General features: G+C 71.4%; 16 protein-coding genes. 11 read left to right on the forward strand and 5 right to left on the reverse strand.

Features of this window, described 5'->3' with window-relative positions; all coding sequences use genetic code 11:
• Nucleotides 1-44 precede the first annotated feature (44 nt).
• Complete coding sequence (locus ABZ406_RS26215; RefSeq protein WP_357766877.1) at nucleotides 45-1,772, forward strand: PucR family transcriptional regulator; 1,728 nt, start codon at nucleotides 45-47, stop codon at nucleotides 1,770-1,772.
• Nucleotides 1,773-2,109: 337 nt separating this feature from the next.
• Here ABZ406_RS26215 and ABZ406_RS26220 read toward each other — a convergent pair whose 3' ends face one another.
• The gene (locus tag ABZ406_RS26220; RefSeq protein WP_357766795.1) at nucleotides 2,110-3,459 is read right to left on the reverse strand and encodes a hypothetical protein; all 1,350 of its coding nucleotides are present in this window, start codon (nucleotides 3,457-3,459) and stop codon (nucleotides 2,110-2,112) included.
• An 82-nt stretch (nucleotides 3,460-3,541) separates the two neighbouring features.
• On the opposite strand from ABZ406_RS26220, the gene murD reads away from it, so the two are divergent.
• The gene (gene murD / locus ABZ406_RS26225) at nucleotides 3,542-4,888 is read left to right on the forward strand and encodes a UDP-N-acetylmuramoyl-L-alanine--D-glutamate ligase (RefSeq protein ID WP_357766798.1); all 1,347 of its coding nucleotides are present in this window, start codon (nucleotides 3,542-3,544) and stop codon (nucleotides 4,886-4,888) included.
• Between the two features lie 9 nt (nucleotides 4,889-4,897).
• Here murD and ABZ406_RS26230 read toward each other — a convergent pair whose 3' ends face one another.
• Complete coding sequence (locus ABZ406_RS26230; protein ID WP_357766801.1) at nucleotides 4,898-5,860, reverse strand: hypothetical protein; 963 nt, start codon at nucleotides 5,858-5,860, stop codon at nucleotides 4,898-4,900.
• Nucleotides 5,861-5,946: 86 nt separating this feature from the next.
• Between ABZ406_RS26230 and ABZ406_RS26235 the strand changes: the two genes are divergently transcribed.
• Nucleotides 5,947-6,819, forward strand: a complete 873-nt coding sequence (locus tag ABZ406_RS26235) for a hypothetical protein (RefSeq protein WP_357766804.1) — start codon at nucleotides 5,947-5,949, stop codon at nucleotides 6,817-6,819.
• Nucleotides 6,820-6,849: 30 nt separating this feature from the next.
• Complete coding sequence (locus tag ABZ406_RS26240) at nucleotides 6,850-7,674, forward strand: hypothetical protein (RefSeq protein ID WP_357766807.1); 825 nt, start codon at nucleotides 6,850-6,852, stop codon at nucleotides 7,672-7,674.
• Here the strand turns inward: ABZ406_RS26240 and ABZ406_RS26245 are convergent.
• Nucleotides 7,658-8,554: a glutamate cyclase domain-containing protein gene (locus ABZ406_RS26245; protein WP_357766810.1), complete on the reverse strand. Its 897-nt coding sequence runs from the start codon at nucleotides 8,552-8,554 to the stop codon at nucleotides 7,658-7,660. The genes ABZ406_RS26240 and ABZ406_RS26245 overlap by 17 nt on opposite strands.
• Nucleotides 8,555-8,793: 239 nt before the next feature.
• Between ABZ406_RS26245 and ABZ406_RS26250 the strand changes: the two genes are divergently transcribed.
• Complete coding sequence (locus tag ABZ406_RS26250; RefSeq protein WP_357766813.1) at nucleotides 8,794-10,092, forward strand: aspartate aminotransferase family protein; 1,299 nt, start codon at nucleotides 8,794-8,796, stop codon at nucleotides 10,090-10,092.
• Nucleotides 10,089-11,576, forward strand: coding sequence for a CoA-acylating methylmalonate-semialdehyde dehydrogenase (locus tag ABZ406_RS26255; RefSeq protein WP_357766816.1), 1,488 nt, complete (start codon nucleotides 10,089-10,091; stop codon nucleotides 11,574-11,576). The genes ABZ406_RS26250 and ABZ406_RS26255 overlap by 4 nt, the downstream gene beginning before the upstream one ends.
• Nucleotides 11,577-12,232: 656 nt before the next feature.
• Here ABZ406_RS26255 and ABZ406_RS26260 read toward each other — a convergent pair.
• Nucleotides 12,233-13,219 carry a BadF/BadG/BcrA/BcrD ATPase family protein gene (locus ABZ406_RS26260; RefSeq protein WP_357766819.1) on the reverse strand — a complete coding sequence of 329 codons (987 nt, stop codon included), beginning with the start codon at nucleotides 13,217-13,219 and terminating at the stop codon, nucleotides 12,233-12,235.
• 206 nt (nucleotides 13,220-13,425) lie between these two features.
• On the opposite strand from ABZ406_RS26260, the gene ABZ406_RS26265 reads away from it, so the two are divergent.
• The 5 genes from ABZ406_RS26265 to ABZ406_RS26285 are packed head-to-tail and all read left to right on the forward strand — an operon-like array spanning nucleotide 13,426 to nucleotide 18,444.
• Entirely contained in the window at nucleotides 13,426-14,379 is a 954-nt protein-coding gene (locus tag ABZ406_RS26265; protein ID WP_357766822.1) for a MurR/RpiR family transcriptional regulator, read from the forward strand.
• Nucleotides 14,376-15,125, forward strand: a complete 750-nt coding sequence (locus tag ABZ406_RS26270; protein WP_357766825.1) for an SIS domain-containing protein — start codon at nucleotides 14,376-14,378, stop codon at nucleotides 15,123-15,125. Before ABZ406_RS26265 ends, ABZ406_RS26270 begins: the two co-directional genes overlap by 4 nt.
• Nucleotides 15,126-15,151: 26 nt before the next feature.
• Complete coding sequence (gene ngcE, locus ABZ406_RS26275) at nucleotides 15,152-16,588, forward strand: N-acetylglucosamine/diacetylchitobiose ABC transporter substrate-binding protein (protein WP_357766828.1); 1,437 nt, start codon at nucleotides 15,152-15,154, stop codon at nucleotides 16,586-16,588.
• Nucleotides 16,589-16,606: 18 nt separating this feature from the next.
• Nucleotides 16,607-17,515, forward strand: coding sequence for a sugar ABC transporter permease (locus ABZ406_RS26280; protein ID WP_357766831.1), 909 nt, complete (start codon nucleotides 16,607-16,609; stop codon nucleotides 17,513-17,515).
• The gene (locus tag ABZ406_RS26285) at nucleotides 17,515-18,444 is read left to right on the forward strand and encodes a carbohydrate ABC transporter permease (protein WP_357766833.1); all 930 of its coding nucleotides are present in this window, start codon (nucleotides 17,515-17,517) and stop codon (nucleotides 18,442-18,444) included. Before ABZ406_RS26280 ends, ABZ406_RS26285 begins: the two co-directional genes overlap by 1 nt.
• A gap of 6 nt (nucleotides 18,445-18,450) precedes the next feature.
• On the opposite strand, the gene ABZ406_RS26290 is transcribed toward ABZ406_RS26285, so the two are convergent.
• A complete protein-coding gene (locus tag ABZ406_RS26290) occupies nucleotides 18,451-20,142 on the reverse strand; it encodes an ABC transporter ATP-binding protein (protein WP_357766880.1) in 1,692 nt (563 codons plus the stop codon).
• Between the last annotated feature and the right edge of the window lie 12 nt (nucleotides 20,143-20,154).

The following is a 20,154-nucleotide window of genomic DNA, read 5'->3' on the forward strand; positions in this document are numbered from 1 at the left end:
CTCCCGCCGGTGGCGCGTCGAGATCGGCGGTGACGCAGGGTAGCGTGGCGGCCGTGTTCCCTACCGTCCGTGAGGTCCTTGCCCTGGACCCGGTCCGCCACGGCGCGCCACGCGTCGTTGCCGGCGACGAAGGGCTGGACCGACCCGTGCGGTGGGTGCACGTCGCCGAGGTACCGGACATCGCCACCCTGCTCGGCGGCGGCGAACTGGTACTCACCACGGGCATCGGCCTGCCCGGTGACGACGCCGGGCTGCGTGCGTTCATCGGCGACCTCGCCGACGTCGGGGTCTCCGGACTCGTCGTCGAGCTGGGCCGCCGGTACGTCAGCGGGGTGCCCCGGGTGATGGCCGCCGCCGCCGAACGGCGTGGGCTGCCCCTGGTGGAGCTGCGCCGGGCCACCCCGTTCGTCCGGATCACCGAGGCGGTGCACGCGCTCATCGTCGACGCGCAGCTCACCGAACTGCGGGCCACCGAGGAGATCCACCAGCGGTTCAACGACCTGTCCGTCGAGGGCGCCGACGCCGCCGAGGTGATCCGACAGGCCGCCGAGCTGTCCGGTTGCCCGGTGGTGCTGGAGAACCTGTCCCGGCAGGTGCTCGGGTACGACCCGGCGGGGGAGAGCGCCGAGCTGCTGCTGGACGGCTGGGAGCAGCACTCCCGGCGGATCCGTCCGGCCGGGCGGACCGCGTACGACAGGGACAGCGGGTGGCTGGTGACCACCGTCGGCGCCCGGGGGCAGGACTGGGGTCGGCTGCTGCTGCGTTGGCCGGCCAGCGGGGACGTGCCGAGCGCCCGAGCGGTCGAGCCGACCACTGGCCCGCCCACCCGGCTGACCATCCTGATCGAGCGGGCCGCCTCCACTCTCGCGCTGGGCCGGCTGATCCGCCGCGACGCCGAGGGACTGGAACGGCAGATCCACCGCACCCTGCTCACCGCGCTGCTCGACCACTCCCGCCCGGTCGACGAGGTGGGGCTGCGGGCCAAGGCGCTCGGCGTGGTGCTCGACCGGCGACACCTGGTCGGCGTCATGGTCCGGCACCGGGTCGACGACCCCGCCGGTGAGGTCGGCCCCGAGGCCGGCCAGGCCCGGCTGCGGGATCTCTCCGAGGCCGTCGGCCAGGCTCTGCGGGAGGCGAAGCTGACCGCTCTGACAAGCGCCGTCGACGACAACTCGGTGGGCGCGCTGCTGGCCCTGCCGGACCCGGCCGCCGAGGACCGCGCGCTGTCCGCGTTCGCCGGCGCCCTTCGTCGGGTACGCCTCGACGCCGGCACCGGCCGCGCGTCCACCGCAGGTGTCGATCCGGCCCGGGGTGCCGACCCGGCTGCCGTGATCGTCGCCGCCGGATCGTGTGTGGGGAGCCTGCGGGAGGCCCGAAGGTCGCTCGTCGAGGCGCGGCAGATCGCCGAGGCGGCCCGAAACGACCGGCGTGACCTGCCGATCTTCCGGCTACCCCACGTCGGTCTGGCCGGGCTCCTGCACCTCCTGCGCGACGAGCCCCGCCTCCAGACGTTCGTGGAGCGCGAACTCGGCGCCCTGCTGGAGTACGACGCCCGGCACCCTCGGGAGCAGCTGCTCGACACCCTGCGCGCGTACCTGGAGCAGGGGCGCAACAAGTCCGCCGGCGCCGCCGTCGCCCACCTGTCCCGGCCGGCCTTCTACGAACGTCTGGCGCGCATCGCCCGCATCCTCAACGTGGACCTCGACTCGGTAGAGGCCACCCTGTCCCTGCACGTAGCCCTCCTGGCCCTGGAAGCAGTCCGAGCTCCGTAACGCCAGCCTCACGATGCCGGTGGGTGGTCGGCCTGGTTCGGGTCGGCCTGGTCCGGCTCGGCCTGGTCCGGCTCGGCCTGGTCGGCCTGGCGTAGGACGGGCATGTGGGGCCGGCGTGCTTTGGAGCTGATGTCGTGAACGAATCGCGCTTCCGCATGCTGCCTCGGCCTGCTGCCTCGGCTTCGGCTTGGCCGGCCAGGCTGATTCGTCTACGGCATCAGCTCCAAAGGACCAGCGACACACACTCCGTCGCCGGACGCCGCGAATCCGTGCTGGTCCCCGTGGCCAACGCGAGCGCGCGCCGACCCCGGGTTCCGAGGCGTCGGGCTGTGCCGTGTCACATGAGATGGTTCAGGGCCTTGGCGTAGGTCGGGGGAATGTGGTTGGGGCCCCCAGGGGTGAAGACGTCCGAGGTGGCCACCGTGGACCAGGCTGTTTCCGGGACGGCGTCGACAAGGGCCTGGATCACCGGTGCGTCGCGCCACTGGTCCTGCTCGGCGAGCAGGCCGAGGGCCACCACCGACTCCTCGACCTCGCCCACGCACTCGAACGGCTTGTGCCCGTCCACGCCCAACAACTCGCGGTAGCCGGGGATCTGCGACTCGTCGGCCAGCAGGTCCCCGCCGAAGATGTGGGTGACCCGCTCCCGGGGCATGAACGGCGCCATGGCCAGGAAGACGAACCGGCACTTCGGGCAGTCACGGCACCAACGCTCACTCGCGTCGCGCAGCTTGAACGCCTGGTTGCAGCTCGTCACCACGTCGTCGTACCGGGTGAACTCGGCGAACAGCCGGGCGATGTGCAGCTCGGACAGCGACCGCAGCAGGGAGAAGTACGGGTCGGTGAGGCCGGCGTGCTGGGCCAGTGACGCCCGCAGCAACCCCTCCGCCTCGACGCCCTTGGACCACTGGTGGTTGATCTCGTGGCCGTCCCAGACCAGGTTCGGGTCGGACGCCGAGCGCTCGTTGGACATCACCACCGGGCCCAGCCCGTGCAGGACGGCGGTGGCGACGGCGATCAGGGAGTTGATGGCGGTGACCGGGATGTGCCCGTTCAGCGCGCCGGACGCGTTCAGGTCGAACAGCACCGGGTCGATGCGCCGTCGGGCGGCCAACGGGACCAGCCCGGACGCCTCGTTGACGGCGACGATCACGTGGTTCGGGTTGACCGAGAACGGCACCGGGTCCAGTTCGGCGCGGCGCAGCGCCTCCAGGCTGACGATCGAGTCCTTGCCACCGCCGACCGCCGAGAGCGGGCGACGGTCCGAGTCGTCGTACACCCGGGGTGATTGCGGGGTGCCGGTCGGCACCTCCGGGCGCAGCTCGAGCACGTGCGGCAGTTGGTTGCGGTACGCGTACTCCGCGAGGCCCTTGGTGTAGACGGCGGTGACGTAGTCGACGGTGGCCGCGCCCAGCGGCGCCGGCAGCACGAGGCGGGGCGGCGCGGCGGCCTTGTAGTAGCTGACCCCGGCGACGAGGTGCAGCACCTCCAGCACCCGGTCGAGGGTCGCGACAGTCTCGTCGGAGGGCGGCTCCGCCGGCAGCGGAAGAGTGATCACCTCGGTGAACCGCTGCTCACCGGCCGGGCCGGTCAGCGCGTAGTCGAACAGGACCTCGCCGGTGGCGAAGTCGATCGAGTAGGACGGGAAGGTGAAGGCGTCCATCCGCCGGAGCTGCTCGTTAGGCACACGCCATACTAGGCCCTGGTTCGTCCGGCCGTGTCCGGACCGGGCCCTGCCAGCCGCCGCCGTGACCCCCGAGGAGAGCCCCGTGCGCCTTTCTGACCTGCGCGGACGTACCGTCGCCGTCTGGGGCACCGGTCGGGAGGGCCGGGCCGCTGTGACCGCCATCGCCGCGCACGGGCCGGCCGAGCTGGTCGCCGTCGACGACAGCGCGAACTTCCTGTCGCTGCCCTGGGACGGCCCACTGGCCGAGGCGGCGCCGCTGGTCACCGGTGAGGCCGGCTTCGAACGGCTGGCCGCCGCGGACGTGGTGGTCCGCTCCCCGGGTGTGCCGCAGACCCACCCGTGGCTCGTCGAGCTGCGCCGCCGCGGAGTCCTGGTGACCCAGGGCACCGCGTTGTGGATGGCCGACCACGCCGCGCGCACCGTCGGGGTGACCGGCAGCAAGGGCAAGAGCACCACTTCCAGCCTGATCAGTCACCTGCTCACCGCGATGGGCCGCCCGAACGTCTTCGGCGGCAACATCGGGGTGCCGACCCTGGACCTGCCGGACGCGGAGCTGTACGTGCTGGAGCTGTCCAGCTACCAGTGCAGCGACCTCACCGACTCGCCCCGGGTGGCGGTGGTCACCGCGCTGTTCCCCGAGCACCTGGACGCGCACGGCGGGGAACGGGAGTACTACCGGGACAAGCTCAACCTGCTGGCCCACGACCCGCAGACGACAGTTGTCAACGGTGGCGACCCCCGGCTCGCCGCGGAGCTGGGGGATCTGCCGGCGGTCCGGGCCGGTCTCCCCGACACCGCCCACGTCGCCACCGGCCTCGACGGCACGCCGTGGTTCCACGTCGGTGACCAGCCGCTGTTCCCGCGCGCGGTGCTGCCGCTCGTCGGCCGGCACAACGAGGGCAACCTCTGTGTCGCGCTCGCCGTGCTCGACGCGCTCGGCGTGGACGTGGTGGCCGGCAAGGACCACCTCGCGGTCGCGGTCGCCGAGTTCCAGGGGCTGGCCCACCGGCTCACCGAGATCACCGACCCGTCCGGGCTGACGTTCGTCGACGACACCCTGGCCACCAGCCCGTACGCGGCCATGCACGCCATCGACGCGTACGACGGGCGGCCGTTGACGGTGATCGTCGGGGGCAACGACAGGGGCCTTGACTACACGCCGTTGGCCGAGCACCTGGCCGAGCGGGAGCTGACGGTGATCGGTATTCCGGACAGCGGCACCCGCATCGTCGAGGTGCTCGCCGGTCTGCCGAAGGTGCGTACCGAACTGGTCGACGACCTGGTGGACGCGGTCCGGCTGTCCCGCGAGGTCACCCCGGCCGGCGGGGTCGTGCTGTTGTCGCCGGCAGCGCCCAGTTACGGCCGGTTCCGCAACTTCGAGCACCGCTCCGAGGTCTTCGCGCAGGCCGTCGCCGACACCGCCCGCTGAGCTGAGCCCTCAACGCGTCAGGTCGTGCAGGGCGCGCATCGAGCGGATCGCCGAGCGGATCTCCTGGAGGTAGCGGCCTGGCGTGAGCGTCTGCTCGGGCAGCACCGCCAGGTCGGCCAGTGTCGGGTCCACGCCGACGGTGTCGATGCCGCAGCCGTAGGGCAGGGCCAGGGTGCGCAGCGCGTCGCAGTGCTGGAACGGCACGTAGATCGGCGCGCTGACCATCAGGACCTCGTCGCCCGGTGCCAGCCGGACGTGGCCGGCCCAGAACCGTTGGGTGTCGGCGGTGTGCGCCCGTCGCTGGTCGGGTTCGCTGGATGGTGCGGCAAGCACCCGGACCGGCGGTAGCCCGTCGGGGCGGTAGGTCCGCGACGACCAGGAGTGGTGCGGGTGACCGGCGTCGACGCCGGCCTGCTCCGCCGGGGCGCTCACCTGGAACACCCGGCGGACGGCGGTGTCCAGCACGTCCACCTCCGTGTCGTCGGCCGGTAGGCCCGCGTCGGCGAGGGTGCGGCGTTCCCAGTCCGACAGCGGCCGGAAGCTGCCCAGGACGGCGACCTCGCCGCTCACCGGAAGGCCGGCGCGCAGCAGGTGCGCGGCGTACGCGACGCGGCGTACGCAGGCGTGTGCCAGGCCGCCGAGCACCAGCAGGTGGGCGTACGCCGGCCGGGCCGGTGGCACCGGGTGGATCAGCCCGAGCGCGGCGGCCGCGTCCAGCACGAGTGTCGCGGTGGCCGGGTCGAGGTCGGGCTCCCGGGCGTCGGGCCGTTCCCGGCCGCCCCGGAAGTCCCAGTGGCGGGCGGAGAAGTCGTCGAGGAAGCGGAGCACCTCGGTGAGGTCGCCGTCGGGCCACGTCCCGCCGAAGTGGGCGACCAGACCCCGGAGCGGGGTGGAGCAGACCCAGGCTCGGACCTCCGCCGTGATCCGCTCGTCGTCGGTTCCGGTCGACGCCGCCGCGTCCGCTCTGTGCACAGCCGGATGCTACCGGCCCGCCGCGTCCGGTCTGCTGGTTGTGGTTGCTGTCTACGCTGGCGGGAGCGGCCGATGGGGGGATCTCGATGACCCGTGACGTGACAGGTCAGCGGTTCCGCAACGGCGGCGGGTCCGGCGCGGGGTTCGTCCGGCTGGTGGCGCACACCGACCCGGTGGCGTTGGTGGGCATCACGCTGTCGATCACCCTCAGCATCGCTCTCGACCTCAGCAACGCGGCGTCCGGGGTGGAGTCGCTGTTGGCAGGTCTGATGGGCATCACCATCTCGTTGCTCGTCGACTCGTTGGCCCGCGCGGAGCGCCGTTTCCACCTGCGCACCCTGATGGACGGTCCGCCCTGGCTGGTGCGCACCACCACCGAGTTGGCCGGGGCCATGCGGGAGGCGGCCGAGCAGCACGCGGGCACCCGGGTGGCGGTGGAGGCGCAGCGGCGGTACGAGCAGTTCCGGTTGGAGGCCGAGCAGCTCGCTGACGGTCGGATCATCAGGCGCGGCGACGAGGACGAGGACCTGGTCGGCGCGACCAATGCCTGCGTACGCCGGCTGGACGGGTTGACGAACGTGATGCCCCGGGTGAGCGGGGAGTTGAGCTGGTGGCGCAGCGAGATCGGCCGGCGCTACTGGGAGGCGAACGTGGACGCCCTGCAACGGGGTGTGCGGATCACACGGGTCTTCGTCTACGCCACGCTGACCGAGGAGTTGTCCGCCCTGGTGGAGAAGCAACGCGCGGCCGGGGCGCGGGTGGGTCTGCTGCCGCTCGGTGTGGTCAGCCCGCACCTGCACGTCAATTTGACACTCTGGGACGGGTCGAGCTGCTGGGAGGCCCACATGACCGCACACGGCGAGATCGGCGAGAATCAGTTCTCGGTCAACCGGACGGACGTCGCTCGGCTCACCCGCGTGTTCGACCTGTGCGCGAACGCCGCGACCTTCCAGGACTGACGGCCCCACCGGGGCGGGAACGGGTGAGCCATGACGTGGAGCGCGGTCCTGCTGGTGACGGCGGTGGTGTGGGCGGTGAGCGTGATCCGCTCCGTCCGGCTCCGGGCTCTTGTCTACAGCCTGCCGCTGCCGATGACGCTCGCCCTGGTCACCACCGGTCACCGGGTGGAGGGCCCGCAGGTGCTCGGCGTGCTCGGGCTCAATCTCTTCTTCGTCGTCGTGGCGGTCACCCACCGGCGGTGGCGTTGGCCGATCCTGCTCGCCGACGTGGCGGGGATCGCCGGGTACGTGGCGTTGAGTGCCGGCCTGCTGGCCGTCGACATCCCGTTCGAGGTTGCGCTGGCCGGCACGCTCGTGCTCTGGCTGGTGGCCGTCCTGTGGTTGCGTCGTCGTGCCCGCCGGCGGGTCGCCCCCACCGAGGAGGTGGCCCCGGAGGCGGTGCCCGGCACGCAAACCCGCCCGGACGGGCTGCCGGCGTTGCTCAAGCTGGTGGTGATCTTCGTCGGGGCGGTCCTCACCCAACTGCTCGGTGCCGTGCTGCGCGGCATGGTGGTGACCTTCCCGTACTCGGGGGTGCTGGTCGCGGTCGAGGCCCGCCGGCAGTTGGCCGAGTTCAGCAGGCACTTCGCCCGCAACAGCCTCGCGCTGGTCGGCTTCCTCACCGCGTACCACTACCTTCAGGACGTCTCGTCGGCAGTGGCGCTGGGCGCCGCCTGGGCGGCCTTCGCGGTGGTCGCCGTCGCCCTGCACCTGCCGGTGCGCCCCCGGCGGGTTGCCCAGGCACGAGCGGCGAGCCGCCCGCGGCGGGCACTGCGGCCGGCGACCGAGCCACCCACCCCTAGCGGCCGGCCCTGACCAGCTCGGCGATCTCGGTGAGCGGTGCGGCGTACGCCTGCCAGTCGAGGCCGTCGACGCTGAGCGTGGGGCGGCGGCGCACCCCGTCGACCGCTCCCGCGCGCACCATCGCGCTCAGCAGGTCGGACGACCAGGACGGCTCCAGCAGCGTTCGCAGCTCGGGCACCTCGGGCCGGAGCAGCAACAGCGCGCCGACGAGGGCGGCGGCGGCCCAGTTGGACGTGCCGCCGACGAGCAGCGCGTCCGCGCCGACCACACACCGGATCCGTTCGCCGGAGGCGACGACCCGCCCGATCAGGTCCGCCGGCAGGAGGCCCATGCCGAGTTCGTTGCCGCCGTCACCGATGCCGATCCGGAAGGCCGACCCGGCGGTGTAGAGCCGGTCCAGGGGTGCGGTGTGCGCGCCGATGTCCTCGCCGCGCATGTTGCGGGGCCGCCCGTCCACGCTCGGACCGACCCGCTCGCAGGCGATGAGGTGCGTCATCCGGGCGTAGCGGGGCAGGGCGTCGGCGGCCCAGTCGTCGTACCCGCGCAGTGGTGCGACGTCGACCGGCAGGCCCGGCGCGGCGGCGACGACGGCCGCCTCGACCACCGGGGCGCAGGGTTCGTCGGTGACGAGCCGGCACCGGCCGCCGAGCAGGCGCAGGGCGGCGGCGATCTGGACCGCGCCGAGCGGGCCGTCGGTCTCCGCAGCGGGTGGCTCGGCGCCGGGGATGAAGAACCCGGTGAACACTGCGGCATCGGGTGCGGCGGAGGTGGCGAGCGACCTGGCGGCGGTGAGCAGTCCACCGGCGGCCGGTGCGGCCAGCGCCTCGCTGCCCCGGCCCACCTCGCGGGCGGCGACCCGCTCCAACTCGGCGATCGTCTCTTCGATGCGCACCGTGTGCCTCCCCGGCGACAGTGGACCGACCCAGGGTAGTCGCGCACTGCCACACAACGAATCGAGTCGAGGGATCGCGGGAGAGCCGCGAAAAACGGCTGTCACTGTCGAGCTTTGCAGTGGAAACCGTTGACGTGCTGTCAGCCGGTGACGTCAGTGCGCTACAGGGTGACAGTTGTTCGCGTCGGCTGGCGGTGGGAGCGTGCGGTATCCACGATCGCCGCTGAAGGGTTGCCACTATGACCGACGACCTGCTGGCCCGGCACCGGGCCGTGCTCCCGTCCTGGATGCCGCTGTACTACGCCGAGCCGATCGAGTTGGTCTCCGGCTCGGGCCGCCGGGTGACCGACGCGCAGGGGCGCACCTACCTGGATTTCTTCGGCGGCGTGCTGACCAACATGATCGGGTACGACATCCCGGAGATCCGGGAGGCCGTCGAGCGGCAGCTCGCCACCGGCATCGCGCACACCTCCACGCTGTACCTGATCCGCCAACAGGTGGAACTGGCCGAGAAGATCGCTCAGCGTTCCGGCATCCCGGACGCCCGGGTGTTCTTCACCAACTCCGGCACCGAGGCCAACGAGGCGGCGTTGCTGGTGGCCACCAACCACCGCCGCTCGCACCAGATCCTGGCCGTGCGCAACAGCTACCACGGCCGGTCCTACGCGGCGATGGGCGTCACCGGCAACCGCACCTGGTCGGCCAGCGGCCTCAACCCGCTACAGGTGGCCTGGCTGCACTCGGGTGACCGGGTGCGCGGTCTGCTGGCCCGGCTCAGCGCCGACGAGCAGGTCGACGCGGCGGTGGAGGACCTGCGCGAGGTGCTGGCCACCCAGACGGCCGGTGACGTGGCCGCGCTCATCGCCGAGCCGATCCAGGGTGTGGGCGGTTTCGTGCACCCGCCGGACGGGCTCTTCGCCGGCTGGAAGAAGGTCCTCGACGAGCACGGCATCCTGTTCATCGCCGACGAGGTGCAGACCGGCTGGGGGCGTACCGGGGAGCACTTCTGGGGTTACCAGGCGCACGGCGTCACCCCCGACCTGCTCACCTTCGCCAAGGGCATCGGCAACGGGTTCGCCCTCGCCGGGGTGGTCGGCCGGGCCGAGGTGCTGGAGTCGGTGTCGGCCATCAGCTTCTCCACCTTCGGCGGCAACCCGATCTCCACTGCCGCCGGCAACGCGGTGCTCGACTACCTGATCGCGCACGACCTCCAGGCGAACGCGGCCCGCGTCGGCGCGATCCTCGCCGACGGCCTGCGGTCCGCCGTGGGCAACCTCGACTGCGTCGCCGAGGTACGCGGGAAGGGGCTGATGCTCGGCGTCGAGTTCGTCCGGCCGGGCGGCAGTGAACCGGACCCGGCGCTCACCAACCGGGTCTTCGAGGCCGCCCGCGAGGGTGGCCTGCTGGCCGGCAAGGGCGGTCTGCACGGCAATGTGCTGCGGATGGGTCCGCCGTTGACGCTCACCGAGGAGGAGGCCCGGGAGGGCCTGGCGATCCTCGTCGACGCGATCCGTTCGGCTGCGGGGGTGGCGGCATGAGCATCGGTCACTTCGTCGACGGCAAGCGGGTCGGCGGCACCTCCGAGCGGCGTGGTGACGTGTTCGACCCGGCGACCGGCAGGCGTACCGCCGAGGTCGAGCTGGCCTCGGCGGCGGACGTCGACGTCGCGGTGCAGGCCGCGGTCCGCGCGGCGCGGGCCTGGCGGGACGCGTCGCTGGCGCGGCGGTCGGCGGTGCTGTTCGCGTTCCGGGAGTTGGTGCACGCCCGTCGGGACCGGCTCGCCGAGGTGATCACCGCCGAGCACGGCAAGGTGCTCGCCGACGCGGCCGGCGAGGTGCAGCGCGGCCTGGAGGTCGTCGAGTACGCGTGCGGCCTGCCGTCGGCGTTGCGCGGCGCGTTCAGCGAGAACGTGTCCACCGAGGTCGACTCGTACACCATCCGCCAGCCGCTCGGGGTGGTAGCGGTGATCTCCCCGTTCAACTTCCCGGTGATGGTGCCGCTGTGGTTCGTGCCGGTGGCGGTGGCCTGCGGCAACGCGGTGGTGCTCAAGCCGAGCGAGAAGGACCCGAGTGCGGCGTTGCTGCTGGCCGAGTGGTTCGCCGAGGCGGGCCTACCCGACGGGGTGCTCAACGTGGTCAACGGCGACGCCGAGGCGGTGAACGCGTTGCTGGAGCACCCGGAGGTGCGGGCGGTGTCGTTCGTCGGCTCCACCCCGATCGCCCGGCACGTCTACCAGCGCGCGACGGCCTCCGGCAAGCGGGTGCAGGCGCTCGGCGGGGCGAAGAACCACATGGTGGTGCTCCCGGACGCCGACCTGGATCTGGCCGCCGACGCGGCGGTGAACGCCGGGTTCGGCTCGGCGGGGGAGCGGTGCATGGCCATCTCGGTGCTGGTGGCGGTGGAGCCGGTGGCGGACGCGCTGGTCGAGCGGATCGCCGCGCGGGTGACCGGTCTGCGCACCGGCGACGGCCGACGGGGCTGCGACATGGGCCCGCTCGTCACCGCCGCGCACGCGGCGAAGGTTCGTTCCTACGTGGAGGCTGGTGTCACCGCCGGTGCGGTGCCGGTGGTGGACGGGCGGGACGTGACGCCGGACGGCGAACCGGACGGTTTCTGGCTCGGCCCGACGTTGTTCGACAGGGTGACCCCCGACATGTCGATCTACACCGACGAGATCTTCGGGCCGGTGTTGAGCGTGGTCCGGGTCGGCTCGTACGACGAGGCGGTGGACCTGGTCAACGCCAGCCCGTACGGCAACGGCACGGCGATCTTCACCAACGACGGCGGTGCGGCGCGGCGGTACCAGCACGAGGTGGAGGTGGGCATGGTCGGGATCAACGTGCCCATTCCGGTGCCGATGGCGTACCACTCGTTCGGCGGCTGGAAGTCGTCCCTGTTCGGTGACCTGCACGCGCACGGTGAGGACGGGGTGCGCTTCTTCACCCGGGGCAAGGTCGTGACCAGCCGCTGGTTGGATCCGCGGCACGGCGGAGTCAACCTCGGGTTCCCCACGCAGACCTGACCAGCGCCGCCGGAGCGGCGCTGAGCGCTAGCGACCACGGCACCCGCCGGGCCTGTCGGCCGGCGGGTGCCGTGCTGTCGGCTGGTGGTGATAACGGTTCGGCCGTCAGGGCCCCCCACACGCCGGCGTTCCGCCCGATCTGTTCCCGATGACACGTCCGGGACTGATTAGAGCGGCAATCGTCAATCTCCTCAGCCTGCGGAACCAGTTCCTGCTTCCGCAGGTGCTGTTGCAGGGTGACGAGTCCAACTGGATGTTGGCGCAAGGATTGGTCGCGCTCTCGGTCAGCCAGGGCTAAGCCCGGTGACAACGGTCGTCTCTTCGCCGGGCTGAGCCTTCCGGTGCTAGCGGTCTATGGGGCCTCCCAGCGGCAGGTGAGGGCGGGCCTAACAACAGACCAACAAAAGTAAGCCCTGCCCCGGCTAGACCGTTTTCAATCAGCCCGATCGTAGCCGCGCGCGGGGGGTCGACATTGATCAACACCGTTGCGTGCCAGATCAACGTGTGTCGAGCGGCAAGATCGCGCCGATCTTGCAGTTTCGGTTGTCGACATGAGTGGAATGCCTGTTGTGTCGCGACAGAAAGTGCAAGATCGCCGAGCAGGGGGAGTCCAGGTCCCCTGCCCGGCCCGCCGGGGCGGGGGTTCGGGGTTGGGGTCAGGGGGTGGGGAAGAGTCTCGCGTGCAGGGCGGCCGGGTCGGTCACCTCGGGTAGGCCGCGGGCGGCCAGCCAGGCTGCCGCGGCGGCCCCGTCTCCGGCGGTGCGCAGTGGCGCGTCCGGCCAGTGTCGCGCGACCTCGGCCCGGACGGCGGCGGCGAGCGGGGTGTCCGCGGTGAGCAGGCCGCCGCCGAGCACGATCGGCGTGACAGCCCCGGTGGTGCGGATGCGGCTCATGCTCGCGGTGAGGTGCGCGGCGGCTTCGGTGATCAGCGCGGTGGCGGCCGGGTCGCCGTGGGTGGCGGCGTCGACGACCAGCGGTGCGAGTTGAGCCAGTTCGATGGGGGGTCGACGGGTCACCGTCTGGATGGTGGCGTCGACGGTGTCCCGGGGGCGGGCGGCGATGTCGGCGCTGCCCAGCAGTTCGGTGAGCACGGTCGTGGTCAGCGCGCCAGGCCCACGGCCGGCGTCGAGGTCGGCGAGCAGGAGGCGTACCGCTTCCCGGCCGAGCCAGAAGCCGGAGCCGGCGTCGCCGAGGAGCCAGCCGTGGCCGTCGGCGATCCGGTCGAGTCGCAGCTCGTGGACCTGTGCGGTGATGGCGCCGGTGCCGGCGATGAGGATGGTTCCGTCCGGGGCGGCGGTGCCGGAGGCGTACGCGACGAGGGCGTCGCCGTGCACCTCGTACGGGCAGCGCAGGCCGGCGTCGTGCCAGGCCCGGTCGAAGGCCGCCCGTCCGGCCGGGTCGGCGAGCAGCCGGCCGGCTCCGGCGAGCCCGATGGTGCCGGCGGCCACCCGGGTCGGGTCGAGGTCGGTGAGCGCTTCGCGGAGCGCGGTCAGCAGTTCGGCGGCGGCCCGTTCGGCGCCGTGACTGGTGGGGTTGCCGCCCCCGGCGCGGCCGGTGCCGACGCGGTGCCCGGTGAGGGTGAGGACGGTCGCCCTGGTGGACGTACCGCCGACATCGAGACCCACCACGAGGGTGTCGGACATCGGCACGAGGCTCCTTGCGCGGGACGGTGTTCTGGCTTGTTCATGCTGGTCGGCGGGGTCTCGCGGGGCAAGTTGCGGTGGCCGTGCGGGCCTGTGCAGCAGGTAACAGTTTGAAAACTTCGCCCACAGTCTTGACACAGGGGGCCGTTCAGTAAGAACTTTTACCACTAACAGTTAACAGTCTTTTCGGAAAGCAGGGGCGACTCATGGTTGATCACGAGGTGGACACCGCCGCGGGGACCGCGGTGGTCGACGCCGACGTGAGCGACCGTAGGGCCTCGGCCTCCGACGGGGTGCTGGCCCGGGTCCGCAACGGGCTCAGCGAGTTGACCGGCGCGCTGCGCCGGGTCGCCGAGCACGTGCTCAGCGACCCGGAGGCCGCCGCCCGCTCGACGATAGTCGAGCTGGCCGAGCGCAGCGGCACCTCACCGGCGACCATCACCCGCTTCTGCCGGGCGATGGGCTTCGAGGGGTACGCCGACCTGCGGCTGGGGATCGCCTCCGAGACCGGCCGGGCGCGCTCGGCCGGTTGGACCATCGACATCGGACGCGAGATCCAGCCGAGCGACCCGCTAGGCCGGGTGCTCGACCAGATCATGGCCGCCGACACCCGGGCCATGCACGACACCGCCACCCTGCTCGACCTCGCCGAGGTGGAGCGGGCCGCGGTGGCGATCGCCGGCGCGAGCCGGGTGAACATCTTCGGCGCCAGCGGGAGCGCCCTGGTCGGCGAGGAGATGCAGTTCAGCCTGCACCGCATCGGTGTGGCGGCCTGGGCGTGGAACGACGTGCACGAGGGGCTGGCAAGCGCCGCGCTGCTGCGACCGGGGGACGTGGCGCTCGGCATCTCGCACACCGGGCAGACCCGGGAGACCATCGAGATGCTCGCCGAGGCGGGCAGCCGGGGCGCGACCACGCTCGCGCTCACCGGGTTCCCCCGCTCGCCGTTGGCCGAGCTGGCCGACATCGTGCTGCTCACTGCCAGCCAGGCGACCACCTTCCGCCCGGATGCGCTCTCCGCCCGGCACCCCCAGTTGGTGGTGCTCGACCTGCTCTACATCGCCGTCGCCCAACGCACCCACGACCGCGCGCACGCGGCCTTCCGGCGGACGGCGCAGGCCGTCGACGGGCACAAGGCAGCGAAGGGAGCCAACTCATGATCAGCGCCCAGGGGTACGCGGACGCCGTCCGCCCGGTGCTCGACCGGCTGCTCGACTCGGAGGCTGACGGGATCGCCCGCGCCGCCGACCTGATCTGCGACAGCCTGCGCGACGGCGGTGTGCTCCAGGCGTTCGGCGCCGGGCACTCGGAGGCGTTCGCCGCGGAGCTGGTCGCCCGGGCCGGCGGTTTGGTCCCCACCAACCGGCTCTCGGTGCGGGACCTGGTGATGCACGGCGACGCCCCGCGCGCGGTGCTCGCCGACCCCAAGCTGGAACGTGATCCCTCCATCGCCCACCAGATCTACGCGCTCGCGGCACCCCAGCCGCGCGACGTGTTCGTGGTGGCGTCCCAGTCCGGCATCAACGGCTCGGTGGTCGAGCTGGCGGCGCTGGTCACCGAGCGCGGTCACCCGTTGATCGCGGTCACCTCGGTCGAGCACACCGCACGGGTGGCTCCACGGCACCCGTCCGGCCATCGGCTCGCCGACCTCGCCGACGTCGTGCTGGACAATGGCGCGCCGTACGGCGATGCACTGCTGCCGCTCGAGGGCGGCGGCGCGGTCTGTGCGGTTTCCTCGGTCACGACGGCGCTGCTGGCGCAGTTGCTGACCGCGGAGGTCGTACGACGGTTCCACCAGGCCGGGGAGGTACCCCCTATCTACCTCTCCGCCAACGTCCCCGGCGGGGACGAGCACAACCTCGCCCTCGAGTCGCGGTACGCCGGACGTCTCCGGCGTACCGCATGACCCGAATTTCACTAGGAGAGACGACGATGTCGATTACCCCCGAACACCCGGCCGCACTCGACCGTCGCACGGTGCTGCGTCGCGCCGCCGCCGTGGGTGTGCTCGCCACTCCCGCCATCGGCCTGCTCGGCGCCTGCGCCACCAGCGGCAGCGACGGTGACAGTGAGCAGGTTGCCGGCGGCACCAAGAGCGAGAAGAACCCGCTGGGCGTCAAGGAGGACGCCGCGATCGAGGTGGTCATCTTCAACGGTGGCTACGGCGAGAAGTACGCGACCGACGTGCACGAGCCGCTGTACAAGGCGGCGTTCCCCAAGGCCGAGGTCAAGCACCAGGCCACCCAGGCCGTCTCCACTGTGCTCCAGCCGCGGTTCGCCTCCGGTAACCCGCCGGAGTTCGTCAACAACTCGGGCGAGAAGCTGATGGACTTCGGCGCGCTGGTCGCCGACGGTCAGCTTCAGGACCTCACCGAGCTGTGGGACGCGCCGTCGGTCGACGACCCGAGCAAGAAGGTCCGCGACACGGTGGTCCCGGGCACGATCGAGGCCGGTTCGTTCAACGGCAAGCCGTTCGTCCTGTACTACGTCTCCACCGTCTTCGGCATCTGGTATTCCGCCAAGCTGTTCAAGGACAACGGGTGGGCGCCGGCGAAGAACTGGGACGAGTTCATCGCCCTGCTCACCGCCATCAAGGCCAAGGGCATCACCCCGTACGGCTACGCCGGGGCGAACGCGGCCTACTACCAGTGGAACGTGATCCTCACCCACGCGGCCAAGATCGGCGGCACGGACGTGCTGAAGAACATCGACAACCTGGAGGACGGTGCCTGGAAGCAGGACGCCGTCAAGCAGGCTGCCGCGGCGTGGGCCGAGGTCGGCGCGAAGTTCAGCGACAAGAGCTTCGAAGGGCTCAAGCACACCGACGTGCAGCTGCGGCAGAACCAGTACAAGGTGGCCATGTACCCCAGTGGTGACTGGCTGGAGGGCGAGCAGAAGAAGGACACGCCGGCCGGCTTCGACTACCAGCTCATGCCGGTGCCGAGCCTGTCCGCCTCGGACAAGCTGCCGGCCACCGCGCTGCGCGCCACCGCCGGTGAGGGTTACTTCGTCTCGGCGAAGTCCAAGAACCCGAAGGGCGGCCTGGAGTACATGCGTCAGATGCTGTCGAAGGCGGGCGCGAAGGGCTTTACCGAGGTCGTCAAGGCCCCTACCGTGGTCACCGCCGGTTCCGAGGGCTTCGCCTTCCCGCCCGGCGTGGCCAGCTCGCAGGCCGCCCTCAAGGCGGCCGGCCAGGACGTGTTCAACCTGTACTTCGACGGCTGGTACAAGGAGCTCGACACGGAGGCGCGTACCGCCACCAACGAGCTGATGTTCGGCCGGATCAACGCCGACGCGTTCGTGGAGCGGATCCAGAAGCGCGCCGACGCCATCAAGAAGGACAGCTCCGTCACCAAGTTCAAGCGCTGATCGATCGGAGCTAGGGTCATGCGGCACGGCAAGTATCCATTCGTGATCGGGTTCCTGTTCGCCCCGGTCGCGCTGTACGTGACATTCGTGATCTGGCCGTACGCGCAGGCGTTCCAGATCTCGATGACCAACTGGCGGGGGCTGTCCGCCCCGCAGTGGGTGGGCTTCGACAACTACCGGAGGTTGCTCGACGACGGGGCCTTCTGGAAGGCGGTCCAGCACCACGGCGTACTGCTGCTTGCCCTGCCGCTGATCACCATTGCCATCGCGCTGTTCTTCTCCTTCCTGCTCAACGTGGGCGGCAAGAGCAGCGGTGGTCAACGCCAGGGGGTCTGGGGGGCGAAGTTCTACCGGGTGGTGTTCTTCTTCCCCCAGGTCCTGGCGGTGGCCATCATCGCGGTGTTGTTCCAGATGGTGTACCGGCCGAACGAGTCCGGCCTGATCAACGGCGTGTTGATGAAGTTCGGCCTGGAGCCGATCCTCTTCCTGGTCAAGCCGAACCTGGCCCTCTGGTCGATCCTCGCGGTGCTGGTCTGGCAGGCGGTCGGCTTCTACGTGGTGCTGTTCTCGGCGGGCATGGCCTCCATTCCCGGTGAGATCTACGAGGCCGCCGAGATGGACGGGGCGACGAGGGTGACGCTGTTCTTCCGGGTCACCCTGCCGCTGCTGTGGGACACCCTCCAGGTGGCCTGGGTCTACCTCGGGATCGCGGCGTTCGACGCGTTCGCCATCGTGGCGGTGCTCTCGGTGGACGGTGGCGGCCCGGACGGCGCCACCACCGTCCTGGCGATGGAGATCTACCGCAACGCGTTCGTCTACTCGAAGTACGGCTACGCCTCGGCGATGGGCGTGGCGCTGTTCTTCCTCACCCTCACGTTCGCGGCGCTGACGCTGCGGCTCACCAAGCGGGAAAGCGTGGAGTACTGATGAATCCGCAGTCGACGCTGCCGCCGACACCGGCCGCGCTGCCGCCGAAGACCGGCGACCCGTCCGCCCCAGCCGGGCCGGGGCGCAAGGACCCCCGCTCGGAGGTACGGCTCTTCGCCGGCCTGGGGCACATCGCGCTCGCCGTGTGGGCGGTGATCGTGATCGTGCCGATCCTCTGGACCTTCCTCGCCGCGTTCAAGAACACCAGCGAGATCTTCAGCAGCCCGTGGACGCTCCCGGCCGAGCTGCGGTGGGAGAACTTCGGGCGGGCCTGGACGAAGGCGCACGTCGGCAGGTACTTCATCAACAGCGTGATAGTGGTGTCGTGCGGCACGTTCCTCACCATGCTGCTCGGCTCGATGGCCGCGTACGTGCTGGCCCGCTACAAGTTCTGGGGCAACCGGGCGGTCTACTACCTGTTCGTCTCCGGGTTGGCCTTCCCGGTCTTCCTGGCCCTGGTGCCGCTCTTCTTCGTGGTGAAGAACCTGGGTCTGCTGGACACCCACACCGGCGTGGTGCTCGTCTACACGGCGTACTCGTTGCCGTTCACCGTGTTCTTCCTGGCCGCGTTCTTCAAGACGCTGCCGTCGTCGGTGGCCGAGGCCGGGATGATCGATGGCTGCTCACACAGTCGGCTGTTCTTCCAGGTGATGATGCCGATGGCGAAGCCGGGCCTGATCAGCGTCGCGATCTTCAACATCATCGGGCAGTGGGCGCAGTACCAGCTCCCGTTGGTGCTGCTCTCCAACGCCAAGGACAAGTGGGTGCTCACCCAGGGCATCGCGGACATCTCGGTGAACGCCGGCTACGAGGCGGACTGGTCCGGGTTGTTCGCCGCGCTGACCATCGCCATCCTCCCGATGATCATTGTGTACGCGGTCTTCCAGCGCCAGATCCAGGCCGGCCTCACCTCCGGCGCGGTCAAGTAGCACGTCTCAGCGTTCGTCGACCCGGGTGTGCCAGGAGTGCCACAGGTCGGCGTACGCGCCACCGGCGGCGACCAGCTCGTCGTGGCTGCCGATCTCGGTGATCCGACCGTCGGCGAGCACGGCGACCCGGTCGGCGTCGTGCGCGGTGTTGAGCCGGTGCGCGATCGCGATGACGGTGCGTCCGACCAGCACGGCGGCCAGCGCGCGTTCGGTCCGCCTGGCGGTGGACGGATCGAGCGCGGCCGTCGCCTCGTCCAGGATCAGCGTGTGCGGGTCGGCGAGCACCAACCGGGCCAGCGCGAGCTGCTGCGCTTCGGCGGCACCGAGTTGACGGGCCCCGTCGCCGAGCTGCGTGTCCAGGTCGTCGGGGAGAGCGGCGAACCAGTCGGCGCCGACAGTGGCGAGCGCGCCGCGCATCTGGTCGTCGCTGGCGTCGGGCGCGGCGAAGGACAGGTTGTCGCGGACCGAGCCGATGAAGACGTGGTGTTCCTGGGTGACCAGGGCGATCCGGCGGCGCCGCTCGGCCGGGTCGAGGTCGGTGACCGGGCAGCCGCCGATGCTGACGGTGCCCTGCCGGGGAGCGTCGATCCCGGCCAGCAGGCGGGCCAGGGTGGACTTGCCGGCGCCGGACGGGCCGACCACCGCCAGCCGCTCGCCGGGCTGCACCTCCAGGTCGATGCCGTGCAGGACGTCCGGCCCGTCGGAGTAGGAGAACCGGGCCCCCCGGACGACGAGCCGCTCTCCACGTGACGAGGCGGTGGTGCCGGGTGGTTCCGGCGGGACCATGCCGACGCCGAGCACCCGGGCGTACGACGCGAACCCGCGTTGCGCCTGCTCGGTCCACTGCAGCAGCCGGTCCAACGGGTCGATCGCCTGTTGCAGGTAGAGCGCGGCGGCGACCACCGCGCCGAGCGACACCAGGTCCCGGGAGAGCAGGTAACCCCCGACGAGCAGGACCGTGGCGATCGGCAGCGGGTAGCTGGCCTCGACGACCGAGAAGAACACGGTACGCAGCGCGAGGGTCGCCCGACGGGCCCGCCACAGCAGTGTGACGCGGGTGGTGCCGTGCCGGACCCGGTCGCTGGTCAGCCGCAGCGCCTCCACGGTGCGCGCGCCCTCGGCGGTGGTGGTGAGCGTCTCGGTCAGCTCGGCCGCCGCGGCGCCCTCGGTGAGGTACGCGGAGCTTGCCCGGCGCAGGTACCAGCGGGTCACCGTCACGATCGACGGGAGCCCGGCCAGCGCGGCCACCCCGAGCAGCGGGTGCAGCAGGAAGACCGCACCGAACAGCAACGTCAGCTGCACCCCGGCGATGACGATCGTGGGCACCACGTCCCGGACGGTGGTGCCGACCGTCGACACGTCGACCGAGCTGCGGGTGGCCAGGTCCCCGGAGCCGGCCCGCTCGACGACCGAGACGGGCAGCCCGAGCGTCCGGGAGACGAACTGTTCGCGCAGTTCGGCGACGGCCCGTTCACCGAAGCGGTGACCGGCGTACTGGGCGTAGCGGGACAGCAGGGCGCTGACCAGGACGCATCCGGCGATGGCCAGTGCCAGCCGGTCGACGGTGGCCCCGTCGGTGCCGGCGCTGACCCGGTCGACGATGGTGCCCAGCAGCCATGGCGGGGCGAGCCCGGCGACAGCGGCGGCGCTGTGCAGCGCCAGCACGACCCCGACGGCGCGCCGGTGCCGGCTGATCATGTCCCGCAGGGC

This window comes from Micromonospora sp. NPDC005710 (assembly GCF_040630995.1).
Classification (GTDB): domain Bacteria; phylum Actinomycetota; class Actinomycetes; order Mycobacteriales; family Micromonosporaceae; genus Micromonospora.